Source organism: Pseudomonas sp. Q2-TVG4-2 (assembly GCF_013620795.1).
Lineage (GTDB): Bacteria > Pseudomonadota > Gammaproteobacteria > Pseudomonadales > Pseudomonadaceae > Stutzerimonas.
Genome location: NZ_LGLW01000015.1, coordinates 33,780 through 47,630, shown reverse-complemented (window position 1 = coordinate 47,630; position 13,851 = coordinate 33,780). Strand labels below are relative to the sequence as shown.

The following is a 13,851-nucleotide window of genomic DNA, read 5'->3' as shown; positions in this document are numbered from 1 at the left end:
TGCCACACAACAAATCACCTTCCCAGTGCCCGGGCAGTAGAGTTCCTCCACCGCTGGCTCGACGGTAAAACGCGAATTCAGTGGAAGCCTGAGATAATTACTTTTTATACGGCTAAAAAAACCCGGTGGGGACTCAGCGGCTTGGAGCAGATCTCTGTCCAGGAAATCGGCGTCGCTGATGTCGTGCTGGATGTTGCTCGAATGCTCACGACACCAAAGCTCGACCGCTCGTGGTTTGAGAAAGCGCCCAAAGAGGTGGTGCAAAAACTTGCGACACTTCAAGCCGAATTCGAAGTGTCACGAGACAACCACCTGATCATTCTCGACAACACTGAGACCATGGCCAACAGCGATGCCGACGTGAGGGCACTCGCAGCTCAAATCAACGAACTGACCAGACGAGTCGGCAGGGTCATTCTGACATCACGTCGTCGTGAGTTGATTGAGGCTCTTCCGGTTCAAACCGAGAACTGGAATGACGACGAGGGGGCAGAATTCCTGAAACGGGGCGTAACCCTTGGATGCAATGCTATTGCGCAGGCCGGCCCTGCAACGCTTAAAAGATATTCTCGGGCTTTAATCAACAAACCGATCGCCTTGGAAGTCTTTGCCCAAGCTGCCGCCACCCAAGGAACAGGGCTTGAAGCAGCATTTCAACGTGTGCAGAAGATGCAGCGCCAAGATCTTGGGCAGTTTTTGTATGACGACGCATGGAGCCGTCTCACTTCAGATCTTCGACGCGTCCTTCTGCTTATGAGCCGACTTGGGGACAACCACGACCAGTACCTTTTCCAACTTTGCTGTCAGCGAACTGGTGTGACAGTTGCCGCTGCGAGTGAAGCGATTGAAGAGAGCCGTGGCATCGGTAGCTTCTCTAGGGTTGAGGGGACCTTGCAGGTCAGCCTAAGTTCCGAGTTTTACAACTACTGCGTGGAGCGCTACGAAGTTACAGACGGCAAGCGGGAGCCGACCGATGATGACGTCAACTGGGTTAAGCGCCGCTACCAAGAGTTTCTAAACAGCGCCGAAGCCAAAGTATCTGACCGTGCGATTGAAGCATTCCGCACCCCCGCTGCGCGCGCTGCCTGGAAAAGCTACAACGAAGGCAACTACACCGCCGCTTGTGAGTACTACGAGACGGCAGTGCTCGAAGACCCCAAGAATGGCTGGCTCTTTGATCGGTATGCATACACTCTAATGCGCAAGCGCCATTTGCCTGCTGCGCTGGAGCAGTCGCGTAAAGCGAAGGATCTCCTTCCTGGTGAAGCGGAGGTGTACTTTACCTTGGGCATGATCGAGAGCCGGATTGGTGATGAGGCCAATGCTCTTGAACACCTCAACACAGCAGAGGAGCTAGGCAAGCCGAAGCACCTATGTGAGCTGCAAAAGACTTATGCCTATATCAATAGTGAGCCCCAGAACGTGATTAAGGCTCAGGAGTGTATCGATCGAGCACTACGCCTTGCCCCCAAAGGCCGCTTCTATAACCGGTTTATGGAGGAAGTCACGCGGCTACAACGCCGCTGGCTCTGACTGCGCGACATTCGAACGCAATGCCTCTGAAAAGGGGCCTTGATCGCCATGGATTGCTTACTGGCACAATGGCGATCAAGCAACCACATCGCCCAGCCAAGTGCGCCATGCGTGAGCGCCCAGCCTAGAGTCGTTTAAGCCCAGATCGCTCACCAAATTGAAACACTCCCCTACCTTCATGCCGCTCCCAAAGCGCGTCTGACGAAGCTCTGGTCGACCTCTCCCATAAACTCCCAGGCTTGCTCGTTCTGCCGAAGATAATCTGCCAACTCATCTACCCCTGCCCCTTCTGGGAAGTCCAGCAGCTCAGACATACGGTGCAGCGTCTGAATGGGAATGCCTATTTCCTCAAGCGCATTCACCCCTGAAGGGAGATGGAGGTTCTCAAAAGTCATTCTGACGTGGCTGTAGTCAACTTTAGCGCGAACGCCTTTCTTGATCGCGTGCAAGCGAACTACGTCTTCCAGCAGCCCCAATACCTTAGGGATGGTATAGCCGAAGGTATTGCTCACCAGCTTCAGATCATTGTTGAGCGTCGTGGAAAGGTTTACCTCCTCACCTGCCTTGAGCCGCAGCTTGGTGTAATCAATCTGACCTTTCAGATATGCCGAGTAACTTTCTGCTTTCTGATAGCTCGTCAGTTTGGCCAGAATGGTATCTGGGTATTTGGTCGTCAGCCCATTAGCGGTGAACGCCTTGGGCACAAGCTTGCTGCTGATATTGGCCAGGGTTTTCAAAAAACCAGTCGCTGGTGACCAGTGGAACACGAGCGACTCGAACTCGTCCTCACTGAGCATTTCGACCATGCTGTATAACTGCTCGAACTGCTCCATACGGAAGTAGGAGTGCTTCTTGACCAGATCGATAGAAAACCGATCCTGGGAAAATGCGGCTTCGAACCTTCCTTGGGAATATTCAGTCAGGTGATCGGGCTGCGCACTCGCGAGCAGGTTCAGAGGAGTATCTGCATCCTGAATCCCCAGAGGCACATCGACCTCCTGATTCAGGTTGTCTTGCGGAACATCTTCCAAGCAAAACACCTTGCCTACGAAATGGATGCCCATCCGGCCTGCACGGCCTTTGATATTGCCATGAGTGAACTTGTCGATTGCGCGTGTTCCGTTTCGGTTGTCGTAGATGACGACATTTTTCGCAATCGTATTCACCCCCTCAATGATGGTGGAAGTGCACAGTAGAAAGCGCAGGTCGCCGGCATTGAACCGGTCAGCGGTGTACTGCTGAAGAGCACGAGGGAGGCCGCCGAAATGCAGGCCAATACCGTTCCTTAGGGCATAGGTGTAGTCCCATTCGGGGTCAAATTCCTCGGCAACCCAGTCAATATGCTCACTCTGGAATGGCTGGCCGTACCCAAGCCGGACGAGCTCGCGGGCAACCTTCCCTGCTACTTTAGATGACTTGCAGTAGATGATCGTGGCTCCTTTGCACTGAGGTGCGATAGTCGCCAGCATTTTCAGCTTGCCCGCATCGTCATCGGGACTTACACCGAACGTCTGTACATCGACGGCCACGGTGTTGAAATCAGCGGAGATGAACGTGTGGTCGTGGCCTAGCTCCGTCAAGCCCCGAATACTGTTTACGAAGGGCCCGGTGAGGTAGAACTGCTTGGACACCTTCAGCAGCTTGCTAAGAGCAATATTCAGCTCAATGACCCGCTCGTCCTTGAAGTCCGTGCTGCCATTTTTGAGCTGCTGAAAAGCCAGTTTGTAAAACTCGTCGATGACAAAAAGATCGATGGCCTTGATGTCCTCTCGCTCGTTGACCCGCTCTTGGGTCAGGACGTACACGACCCACTCACTACGGCACTCTTGCGAGCTGTGGTGGATAATCTGATAGACCTCACCAAAGCGTTCTTGAAAACGCCTGCGCGTCTCGTCAGCTAACGCAACGGTAGGTACCACTAGTACGACACGTTTAAGGCGTCCGAGCCCTAGCAGCGAGTCGACGATAGCGCTCTTACCCATGCTGGTTGGAGCACTGAGCACGACGTTGCGGCCATCCTTGAGTAAGTCGAAAATTCGAAACTGCATCGAGTGGAAGACGTAGTCTTCAGAGAACGGCGTTCGGTACACATCCAGAGCGATCCGATCCCCTTGGGAAAGGTCAGAAAACTCTTTCTTCAGGTAAGGGAACAGCCCAGCCTTCCTGACCATGTTGCGCAAAATTGCAGCATGGTCGATAAACTTTTCACGGGCATCGAGCGCCCTAATCGTCAGGTCTCTGCCGAGGGAGGTGGAGACTGGGTTAGACAATAGGGAGTTGACCGTAGCCAGGTACCGGAACGCTGAGAACCCATCCCCATCCAAGCTCTGTTTGGCTACATCGTAAACGTCTTTCATACGGCCTTCCTGACCTGTTCGTCCACTAACTGGGTCAAAATCTCCAGGCTTGGCGCGGGATAGATGAACACATCGATCGTGAGCTTTGCGAACGTCGGATTGTGTTTAAGATCGTCGGCAAATGCTTCGAACAGAGCAGCCGTCTCCCGCTCCAAGTTATCTTCATGCCCAGGAGTTTCGGGATCGGTCAGCAGCGAAGAATCGTATCCGACGAACACGACAAATCTGAATCGATCCAGGTGTGCATCGAACGGGGTGCTCTCGTCGAGGATGACGTCGATGTCATGACGCAGCAGGTAGCTATCATCCTTGATATCTAGAATCTTGCCCCGAGCGTTACTGAAACACCCGCTGATCTCCTCATAGAGTTCCTCGCGGATCTCAGGCAGGCGCGTGGTGATATTGGCAGCAGTCACGAGCTCACTGAAGCCAACCCATAGCTGATCGCCTTCCGGGTCTCGCCGAACGATATGGACGTTCTCAAGGACTTTTGCTTCGTTCTGGCCTTCAAGATAAAGCAAGCACGGAATGGGCTGGCTCGCGTGCATCTGCCGTATCGTGGCATGAAGAAGCACTCGCCCCAGGAATGAACGAACGTCTGCCAAGGAGGCGAACACAGTGCTCCTTAAACGTTGACCTTGCTCGACAAGCGACAACTTATTGATGTCTGCGAGTTCATTGGGGCGAAGGAACACCTCATCCAGCCATTTACACACGTTGTCGACGATGTGTTTGTAGCGGTAGCGCGTGAGACTGTACTGCTGGTGCAGAACACGACCATTCCGCCTGGCGCACGAGGTAGCCAGCGGATTGCGAAACGGAACCAGGATGTGAGGTAGCTGGCGTTTGACGTAGACCTTACGACCTGCTCGCTTCTGATCCTCCTCGACCAGAACTTCGAACCACTTATTCAAATCTGCGCGAAGGTAGGATTTGCTGTCGACGGAGTGGATTCTGCGCGACAAAGCTCCTTTGCGGGTAACCGTGTCCAGAATGTCTCGCCAGATGTCCTCTGCCGAGGCCTCTGTGCTCAATATCACACCGTGAAGGTCATACGCCGCTCTTCGAATGTTGCTGATCCCCAGCAGCTCGATCTCGCGCATGGTTCGGAACACTTCCCAGAGCGTAGCGTCTACCCAGGCCGCTACGTTCACTCCACTGGGGGCGACATAGCTGTTGGTCTTACCATTCAGGTAGTCGACTAGATCTTCGCGCCCAGGTTTTCCGGCGCGCTCGTCATGGTTGATGAGCAGGTACTCAAGAGTGACGTTGACCGGATGCTCTGTGACGATCCTGAATTTTCTAGGCACGGTAAGTGAGGGTTCGCTCTTCATGGACTTATGCATGATTGAGCTGCCTGGAATCTTCTTTTTGTCGGCACCTTTGCTGAGGACTAAAAGATCGTTTCTTGCCCAATGGGCCTTCGTGGTCGTTTTCACCTGCACGAATTCGACGAAGTCGTCACAGACGACATCAATATCGTCTGCGACTTCACATCGAATACGTTGAATTTTTTTGTCACGCAGCATTTGAGTGACGTAATAGGCGGCGACACAATCCTGGAAGATGAAGCCGTGCTTGGCAGCGACTCCGCCAGCGTCATTAGGTTCCATCTCGACATCCATGGCAGCTTTGGCCATGGAATTTATGGCAATAGCCTCTCTGCGTCCAGATTACAGATGGCACATTGCCTTATTTTGTTGGGCCACCACGGTCATGTGGATCAATCCGAAGACTGTTAACCCGAAGCGCCGGAACGACTTGCCCCCCAAAATAGTCAAGGTAATCACCTGCGACTTCAGCCATGGCGATTAAAATCCAAATTGCTTGGTGTCAGGCCTTGCGATTGAGCAAATTGTGCAGGAATGACGTGTTCAGAGTTCCAGACCAATCAATCGGAAGCAAATCAATCCAACTCAGCGCTTGAAGGAGCACTACAAGCCCCAGGCCGTACGCATTACCGACGGCGGGCTCCACACGAAGCCCCGACCAATATTTGGTGTCATAGAAGAGCGAGGACTTGATGCCGTCTGGGCCTAGATTAATGGTCTGAGTCGCGATGTAGTCATTCCCAAGAATCAGCAAATCTGGCGTGTACTCATCCCCAACTGCGCACGGAAGGACAACGTCAGAAGAGTATTTGCGAGAAAACACTGCGCAGAACGGTTGATTCTTGAGCGGCGGAAACTCTCTCGGCCAGTCACGTACCTTATTGCCGTATCTTGGCCCTTCTGCCTCGTAGTCAGGATTGGATAGAGATCGCCGGGTCAGCACCAGTCTCTTCACGGCTTCGGTTTGGCTGATGGCTTTTTCTAATACAGCTGCATCCGATATGGAATGCTTGCACTCGATGTAGGCATACACCGCATCAACCGGAATCTGCTCCTTGACTGGAAACTGACGGCTCATGCCAGGACGCAAAATGGGGCTAGCCATCCTGTCGTAGATGATGACGTCATCCCCAGCGGTTGAGCCGTCCTCAGCAACGACAAAACCTCGACATAAGCCATATTTCGCGGGCAGCAGATCCTCCAACAGGGCGCAGATTGCGAGTTCAAACTCGTCCCCTAAGTCGAAGTTGTAGATCGCTTCAATATCCTGCAGACGAGCCTCTACTTTCCTGGCCAGTCTCTCGATGTACCCGCCGTACGAACCCATTCTCCCTCCTGCCATTTCGTGGACAACACCAATCAAGTGCCTCTCAGCCGCCAAAAACTGATGACGTCGAACCAGGCGAATATTACCTATAGATTCCTCAAGCCCAACACGTGCTCTGATAACGCGGATAAATGCACCAAAAACGGCAAAGCGCGTACGAACGGCAGGCTAAAATGCGTCGAATTGACCGTAGTACCCCTCAGCGCAAACGGCGATCACACAGGGTTGAAGTGTGCTGGAGTTGAGGTGGCCGATCAGCCAGTCCCCGGAGGCTCGACACTTGATCAAAGTAGCTGGGCTCCAAGCCCACACCTAAGTGCCAAGAGCCGCACTGAAACTTCATCGCCACTGCAGCTATTAGCCGGTTCCTGCTTGTTGGCGACAGGCAGGAACCGGCCAATAGCGGCCGATCCGAGGCTGGACTTGCGCTCATCTGATTGAGAGGAACCTCACCCCTCTTTCCGCATGCTGGCGCTAACAAATCTTTCTCAAATCCGCCTCTAGAGCCTCCACCAAATCCTCTACGTTCGTTAAGCTTGGCGCTTCCAAAAGTTGCTGGGTAAAGGGGGGCACTATGCCGGGCCTGTTGCAGCACATTGACGCTATTGCGCGATCGAAGGGACGTGGCGTTCTTTTCCTTACTTTCGAAGATAAAAGTTCAGAGCTTTTTCATGTGCCTGACTTCGAAGAGCATCTTGGTCGAATCGACATCATAAAGTGGCTAGACGAAACCCGGATCGCCTGGTCGGAATGCGCTGGTATTGCATGCGTCAATGCACTGCTGCCGTACTCCGGGCAAATCTACATTGACCTTCCCCTCGACAACACCTTGCCAGAGTATAGAAAGCTCGAAGCCTTTTTGGAGCATCCAGACCGCACGGTGCGGTTCGACAAGGTGCAATTTTGCTACCTTCCGTTGGATGTTGCGATGAAGAATGCCGAGCACGATGAGCCCGGCTTCTGGGATAAATGGGCTAAAAATTTCTGAATGGCGTTGAGTTCAGAACCGGTTCACCCAACAGCACGAGATGCGGCCAGGGAACACTGGCGATCTCATGCCGAATTTATGCACCATCAGGTGCGGCGATCGGCTTTCCAGCGCCTTCTCCACGTCGTTGTATAAGGGAAGGGATAACTCGATGCCACAGAGGATGTTCGAGTAGAGCGTCCGGCACCGCGGGCTTGTCTGCCCGGCCAATTTTCCTTTATTCCAGGGCTGACGGCTGCAGGTAGCGATGATGTTCATGGCAAGTCCTCCAGGTGTGGGAAGACAAGGATGGCTAGCTAGAGCAGTGGTCGCTAACCGTCAATAGAAGCAATTCAGTCCCGAGCCTAAGCTGTCACTGTTTACATTGATGCGGAACGCCATCTCCAGCTATCGCCGACAGTTTCGAAACCGTTCTCTGAGAATAGTAATGCATCCGGATGCGATTCAGGCCCTACGCATGTGTCATCCCGCCATTTATGGAAGCACTTTGCGTACTAAGTGCGGCGATGGCTGGTTCGGTATCTTGGATGCGCTGGGCGAGCAGTTGGCTCGCCAGGCGGAACTGGCACACCGTCCCGCTACAAAAATACGAATGTCCAAGGAGAAGTTCGGCGCCCTTCAGCTTGGTATAACTGCTCAAACTGTTGCTGTTGCTGCCGGTTGCGAACCGAGTATTACGATGAGTGCTCGTGTACGCGAAGTATGCGGCTTCCCCGAAAATCACTTCGGCACCCTGGTGCGCTGTGCCATGCACCTGCCAGATCCGCGAAGCTTTTGCCTATGAAGGACGCTCCGGAAATTGAGTGCATCAGTCGGCAGTGGGCTTTTGCATTGCTATCCCTGGGTTGGTGGTACCCACCGTTGCAAGAAAACCTCACTGAAAGCATCGTCAGCATTACTGCGACAGCTCCCGCCTTAGTACTAGCGCAACGCTGTTATCGCAAGTGTATTATGGCATCGAAGCGACGTGAGAGCGCTCTTGCTACGGCGCTCGGAATGCTGGTCAAGCAGTCTACGACAAGGGCCGATTCACCAAGCTGCCGCTCGGACTCAAGGCCTTTATCAAAACATTGAGGAAGAACCCCTCCATGCTTTACCCCGACTCACGCATGGAAACCTATAGATCCACTCATGTCACCTTAGATGACCCATGCCAAGTCAGGGTTGAGGCCGGCATGATCATTGTCGAATACATGAGTGACGGCGAACCGGTCATTTACAAAGGACATGAAAAAGGCCCTGGGCATTATGAACTGCATGCAGTGGGTTTCGATGGCAGGGCAACCCTGCATACATTCGATGGGTCAGCGCTACTCGAGGGTGGCTGGACTGAAGAGGGTGCTAAGGGGATGTGGAGAATTTGGCTGCGCTGAGATTGCTTACGGGACTAGAGAGGTATTGTTATAAGGCGCAGCGTCAGGCATTCACACGCGAGCAGCTCTAGACACACTAGAGATTATTCGTTGTCTTCGCCAGATTACATAAAAAGCTTATAGCTTTAATTTTTTGAAGCCCCTGCAGGAAGTACGGGCAGGGGATCAAGAATAGAATCAAATAGCCCATATACGAATTAGACAAAATCCCAAGTCAAGCTCGTGTGGGGACTTTCCCCCTACCCATGCCTCCGTACGCAAGGCTCGTCCTATGTTTGTCTCCACCTCATTTTTTTCGATCACAAGAACAAAGAGCCGAGTGGGGCTCTGAATAGAGTGAAGACGATCAATGTCGGAGCGCACTGACCAATCTCCTTCTAGGCACTTGGCTTGTGAGAAGTCGCTGAGACATTTAACCTCAGCAACCATTGAGATCGATCCCTCACCATCTTCTGCATATAAATCGGCTTTGCGGTTGCCTCCAATAGGGAAATCCGTCCAGATCTCTACTTCATCCTTGAACCAGGCATGGAGGCTAATCTCGGCTTGAATCCAATGCTCTCGGCAGCTATTTAGCTGAAGTACTTGCTCGAGTCTCTCCCCCATGCATTGAAATGCATTATCAAAAAGTTTAATCCATTCAGGTGTTGTCATTTTAGTCCTGTTTTTTGTGTGTGTCTAATTTATGGAGATGCTTAGATGGTTAATTAAATATTCAAGTATGTTCAACACAGCTATTTAGCCATTCTCCTGAGCCCCTTATGCAGGTACATGTCGACCCTGTGCAGATGCTTCGGAGCTAATGTGAATATGCTGGTCGCCACTTTTCCCTTGCATCGCCGGGAAGCGCAGCTGCTAGATGAACATTATTGAAGTGGCACCTGCTAAAAGTTAGTTGCCATCAGTGCTGGTGGCTTAACGCTACCATAGAGGCGAGGAGCCGCAAAGCAGCACGGCTGACACTACACGGGTAGCACTCCGGAGCTGCCCAGCTGCCTTAAGAAAGCACATCGACGTTACTCGTCGTAAAGCTCCAGACCACGGCGCAAACGCTGCAGCAGGCGCTGCCTGAGTGTCTCAGGCGCTGTTACGGCAATCGATCCAGTGTGCGATAACAACCACCATTCCAGTTCCCAGCTGTCCGCCACAGTCGCACGTATCCAGCCTCCGTCCTCATCGGACATCGCTTGCATATCCTCGGAAAGAGGTGTCTCCCGAAGTAGCCCTAGGAGGCCGGTATTCACCCATGCCTCAAGGGTGATGGTACGGCCAACATTGTCGCCAAATTGCATCGCTCCGGACGTGGCGTAGTCATGCAAATCGAACCCGTTGGAGGGCTCGCTAGGGATATCCAGCAGTTCGGGATTGCAGATTCGGTGCAACGCAAACTGCCGCACATCTACATGAGGGGGCGCTGTCGCAATGAGATACGTAATGTTTCCTCGTTGAACCAAGCCCAGCGGCGAAAGTGTCAGTGCGCTAACCAGATCTCGATGAGCGGAGTAATAGCGGCATTTGAAAGCCTTCTCTTCGAGCAGTGCCTGCTGAACGAGCGCAAGCGTGGCGGTATCAATCTGAGGAGGTATCAACGGCAGATAGGCCGGTACGCTCGCGACCTTGCTAGGCCAATCCGCAATTGGCGATATTCGGGCTAGTGCCTTTAGCTTTTTGTTTGCCTGCTCGAAATGCGGCTGCAGCGCAGTAAGCATTGCGGTGGGCATCAGTGGCCGAAGCATTTCCTGCACCAGTTGCAAGGTCAACGCCTCATAAACACTGATAGCTGACAGTTGCAGGCTGGTTGGTGGTGACCAGCTAAAGCCATATGGCTTGCTCTTGTCGTTGATACGCAAGGGAAAGACGCTCGACAAGTCCACCAGGTCGCGCTCAACCGTGCGTTTGGTGGTAGGAAAGCCCATCTCGGCTAGACGGCGTTGGAGTGAGCTCGCAGTTTCTCCACTGCCCGTGGTGGGTAGTAGTTTCAACAGCTCCCACTGGCGGCTGAGAGTATCCCTGCTCTTATTGGACGGCACGATAGCGACCCTTGCATCTAGGTGTGAGATTGGCGTGGCGTGATTGTGCATCAAGCTGCGACGAAATGTGTCGCATGGAGGTGCGACGCATGTTGTCGTGGCGGTAGTGAAAAATGACGGAAAGCAGAGGAGCATTTCATTATGCGCCGCAACGTTCCAGCATTCTCTCATGCGCAAATTGAACGCCTTATTTCCCTAAATAGGCAACTCACTCAATTGGAATATTGGTGCATTCAGCGTGCAAAAAAGCTTGTCGAAGACTTCCGAAACAGACCTACCCTCTCTGACTGGGCTGCAGAGGAAGACTTCGAGCTTGAAAGCAAAATCGGCTACTACCGTGCTGAGTACTCGGAACAAGGGCAAGAAGAACTGATACTTCAAGCCGACTTTATCTTTATGCCGCCGCTCAAATTTTACTATCTCAACCCGACGCCAGAGCAAGCGTTAGAAATATTCGCGCTATTCCATTACAACTGGCGCGATGGGGTAGAAGACATTCCTCGCCTCAATGAAGAGCGCATCTGCTGGTCATTTCACGACCTGCACGATCATCATGGACTTGATTGGTATAAGGTACTCGAAATAGAGCGAGTATGGCTAGACGTGCATGCCATTCATCAATTAGAAATGAAATCTCCACACCCTGGGAAAGGCAGCGCCGATGTTTTATGAACTACCTGCCAAACACGTTATTACTCAGATGCTATGGCTAAGAGGAAATAGAGAACCGGCCCTGTAGTGTCGTTACCAGTGGCTGCTTCCGGCCAAAAGCAGTCGCTCACTGCAACCACTTCCGACCCATAGGAGCCCCCGCAGTTATGGAGATAACGACAATCGCCCCCCTTGTAGGCATCAGCGGGCGGAATACGGTGGTAGCGCTTCTGGGGACGGAATCACGCTAGAGGCGTTGGTCATGAAATATGGCAGCACCGCAGTGTCGCCTGCGTAAACTTGGCAGTGCGGAAGACTGTTATTCAGAACCTCAGTGTAGCGCTGGAGGAGCGACACACTTATGGCACATCGAATAAGGAGCCACTTATAGTGAACCAGCTAAAAAAATTATGTTCAGGGATTCTCTCAAAGGGCTTGGCTAGCCCTAAGTTCTCTAGGCTCAGTCTCTGGCTGGAGAGCCGGAAAGATCACTTCCTTCATCGCATACAGAATGACTGTGCCGAGCATGCAGTCGATATCATGCAATCTGTTCTGGCCTATTTGGCCTATGAAGACGATACGGCTCTGAATGAGCTAGTACGCCTTATTGGTAGCTTTCAGTACAGAGCCTTTCGCCCAATTAGCGTTGAGCAGATTTTCGAGTACCTGTATTTGGAGCAAGACGTAAAAAATCAATTCGATTGTCTTGCTATAAAGTATGGCGATCCGACTTACCCCTTGCCGATTATTCGTGATGTCACCGAGCTTGTTTATTGGCGAATGAGTCGACAAATAGCTCTGCGCACTTCCGGTCGGCAACCAGATATAATCCCTACAGACGTGTACGCATGGTTTTGTCGTTAAACCCTTTCGTTGACACATATGCAAAACATGATAGTTCGCCTCCGATGGAAGCCATTCCTTAGCATTGCAGTTGCGCCGCATGGTGGAAAGATTTGTGACTTGCTGATAAGCCTGATGTAGTGGTCAACTAATTCCGGACACTGCGTTAAATTTTCTTCGGTCACCGTAGGCGGCAACCCGTCGTTGAATGACGCGACCTAATACAGTTGGTCACCTGGGTGACCGCAGCCCGCTGGTCGTGGCTGGCGGCTGTGGGTCGGTTAGCTACCGTCGCCACGAACCTTAAAACAAGGAAAGCTAATCGGGCAGACAAGTACCACTTCGGCTCAGAGAATTTGGGCTATCCGAATCAGGCTCCAGATCGGAGAGAAACTCGGGATCTCGCTCTGTTTGATCTTGCCATCGAAAGCAGGATTCGGGCTTATGATCTAACGAAGCTCCGGGTTCGCGACATCGTCCACGGAACTCAACTGTCAGCATGAGCCATTGTAATGCAGCAGGAAACCCGGCGACCGGTACGGTTTAGCTATCGAGCTTAAGATACAGCTAGCAGTATGAAGCGGCCCACATATCCTAGATAAATTCGAGTGTCCGCTTCTGGCCGGAAGCAACCTTGCCTGAAGGGCAGCTACTGGCCGAGAGCCGCCATGCGAATCCGACCTCGACGAGATTCACCAGGCCTCCTCCCCACTGCTCCCCAGCATGTTTGCCCTTCTCCAACCCCCGCGCTAGACTGCGCCCGTCGTGGTAAATCCCACGACCGGGCGTGACAACTCGGGAACTAGGCGCGGTAGCGCCATAGCGGCTAGCCAGCACTTCAGTGTCGGCTATCGCTTGTCTATGGTGGGCCGTGCGGGGCAGGCTTCGGCCTGGCCGGTTCCCTTGGTTCCCGGTTGTCACCCCCGTGCGGTCCACCTCCATTCCGCGTGACAACGGGTGGTTGTGGCTCCTTAATCGAACCAAGGAGCACCATCAGCATGCGATACATCCTTTTTACGCCCGCGCTCCACCTTGATTCATCAACTTTGTTTTGTGTCGCCTCTTTGGAGGTGTGCCATGGCTGACGTTGAATCCAGGCTTCTCCCCTTCCCTCACCGTTCAAGATCACCTTCGTCGCCCTCGTTGTCTGCGGCCGTGTCTGCACGACAGCCTGTGCTGGCTGAGGCCGAGCTGCGTGCCGATATGGTCAAGGATCTGCTGCAGCAGATCGGCGGGCCTGATGGCTTCTATCCCCACGACCTGCGGCTGAAGATGACGCTATATGCCGCAGAGGCGCTGCTCGACGAGATGGTTGTGCTGTATAGGCGCTCAGTATCCTGCGCGGCTACAGTCTGAGCTGTTTGGGTCGGGTCGTTCCTTGGACGGCCCGTCTCCTCAGTCTTTCGTTGAGTTCCGCT

General features: G+C 52.9%; 13 protein-coding genes and 1 pseudogene. 8 read left to right on the top strand and 6 right to left on the bottom strand.

What is annotated here, in order from left to right; genetic code table 11:
- Positions 1–1,533: M48 family metallopeptidase (locus H3028_RS20305; RefSeq protein ID WP_219920307.1), on the top strand; the 1,533-nt coding region annotated here is incomplete at its 5' end.
- A gap of 176 nt (positions 1,534–1,709) precedes the next feature.
- Here the strand turns inward: H3028_RS20305 and H3028_RS20300 are convergent.
- The 3 genes from H3028_RS20300 to H3028_RS20290 form a co-directional block, all read right to left on the bottom strand.
- Entirely contained in the window at positions 1,710–3,890 is a 2,181-nt protein-coding gene (locus H3028_RS20300; protein ID WP_181299011.1) for a DEAD/DEAH box helicase, read from the bottom strand.
- Complete coding sequence (locus tag H3028_RS20295) at positions 3,887–5,530, bottom strand: dsDNA nuclease domain-containing protein (protein WP_309109575.1); 1,644 nt, start codon at positions 5,528–5,530, stop codon at positions 3,887–3,889. Before H3028_RS20295 ends, H3028_RS20300 begins: the two co-directional genes overlap by 4 nt.
- Positions 5,531–5,723: 193 nt before the next feature.
- The gene (locus H3028_RS20290) at positions 5,724–6,548 is read right to left on the bottom strand and encodes a DUF6602 domain-containing protein (RefSeq protein ID WP_181299010.1); all 825 of its coding nucleotides are present in this window, start codon (positions 6,546–6,548) and stop codon (positions 5,724–5,726) included.
- A 574-nt stretch (positions 6,549–7,122) separates the two neighbouring features.
- Here H3028_RS20290 and H3028_RS21125 point away from each other — a divergent pair.
- Complete coding sequence (locus H3028_RS21125) at positions 7,123–7,536, top strand: hypothetical protein (RefSeq protein ID WP_219920305.1); 414 nt, start codon at positions 7,123–7,125, stop codon at positions 7,534–7,536.
- Positions 7,537–7,548: 12 nt separating this feature from the next.
- Here H3028_RS21125 and H3028_RS20280 read toward each other — a convergent pair whose 3' ends face one another.
- Positions 7,549–7,794: a hypothetical protein gene (locus H3028_RS20280; protein ID WP_181299009.1), complete on the bottom strand. Its 246-nt coding sequence runs from the start codon at positions 7,792–7,794 to the stop codon at positions 7,549–7,551.
- Between the two features lie 169 nt (positions 7,795–7,963).
- Between H3028_RS20280 and H3028_RS20275 the strand changes: the two genes are divergently transcribed.
- Positions 7,964–8,320 carry a hypothetical protein gene (locus tag H3028_RS20275; RefSeq protein WP_181299008.1) on the top strand — a complete coding sequence of 119 codons (357 nt, stop codon included), beginning with the start codon at positions 7,964–7,966 and terminating at the stop codon, positions 8,318–8,320.
- Positions 8,321–8,711: 391 nt separating this feature from the next.
- Positions 8,712–8,909: a hypothetical protein gene (locus H3028_RS20270; protein WP_258237866.1), complete on the top strand. Its 198-nt coding sequence runs from the start codon at positions 8,712–8,714 to the stop codon at positions 8,907–8,909.
- 177 nt (positions 8,910–9,086) lie between these two features.
- On the opposite strand, the gene H3028_RS20265 is transcribed toward H3028_RS20270, so the two are convergent.
- Together H3028_RS20265 and H3028_RS20260 are read right to left on the bottom strand one after the other, a co-directional pair.
- Positions 9,087–9,563 (bottom strand): hypothetical protein, encoded by a 477-nt coding sequence (locus H3028_RS20265; protein ID WP_181299006.1) that lies wholly within the window; start codon positions 9,561–9,563, stop codon positions 9,087–9,089.
- A gap of 362 nt (positions 9,564–9,925) precedes the next feature.
- Positions 9,926–10,759: a YafY family protein gene (locus H3028_RS20260; RefSeq protein ID WP_258237865.1), complete on the bottom strand. Its 834-nt coding sequence runs from the start codon at positions 10,757–10,759 to the stop codon at positions 9,926–9,928.
- 321 nt (positions 10,760–11,080) lie between these two features.
- Here H3028_RS20260 and H3028_RS20255 point away from each other — a divergent pair, with 321 nt between their 5' ends.
- From H3028_RS20255 to H3028_RS20245, 4 genes and pseudogenes are all read left to right on the top strand, one after another.
- The gene (locus H3028_RS20255; protein ID WP_181299004.1) at positions 11,081–11,611 is read left to right on the top strand and encodes a hypothetical protein; all 531 of its coding nucleotides are present in this window, start codon (positions 11,081–11,083) and stop codon (positions 11,609–11,611) included.
- Positions 11,612–11,980: 369 nt separating this feature from the next.
- The gene (locus H3028_RS20250) at positions 11,981–12,454 is read left to right on the top strand and encodes a hypothetical protein (RefSeq protein WP_181299003.1); all 474 of its coding nucleotides are present in this window, start codon (positions 11,981–11,983) and stop codon (positions 12,452–12,454) included.
- A 238-nt stretch (positions 12,455–12,692) separates the two neighbouring features.
- A pseudogene (locus H3028_RS21685) lies at positions 12,693–12,933 on the top strand (integrase); the annotation flags it as partial.
- A 655-nt stretch (positions 12,934–13,588) separates the two neighbouring features.
- Entirely contained in the window at positions 13,589–13,789 is a 201-nt protein-coding gene (locus H3028_RS20245) for a hypothetical protein (RefSeq protein WP_258237869.1), read from the top strand.
- Positions 13,790–13,851: the final 62 nt, after the last annotated feature.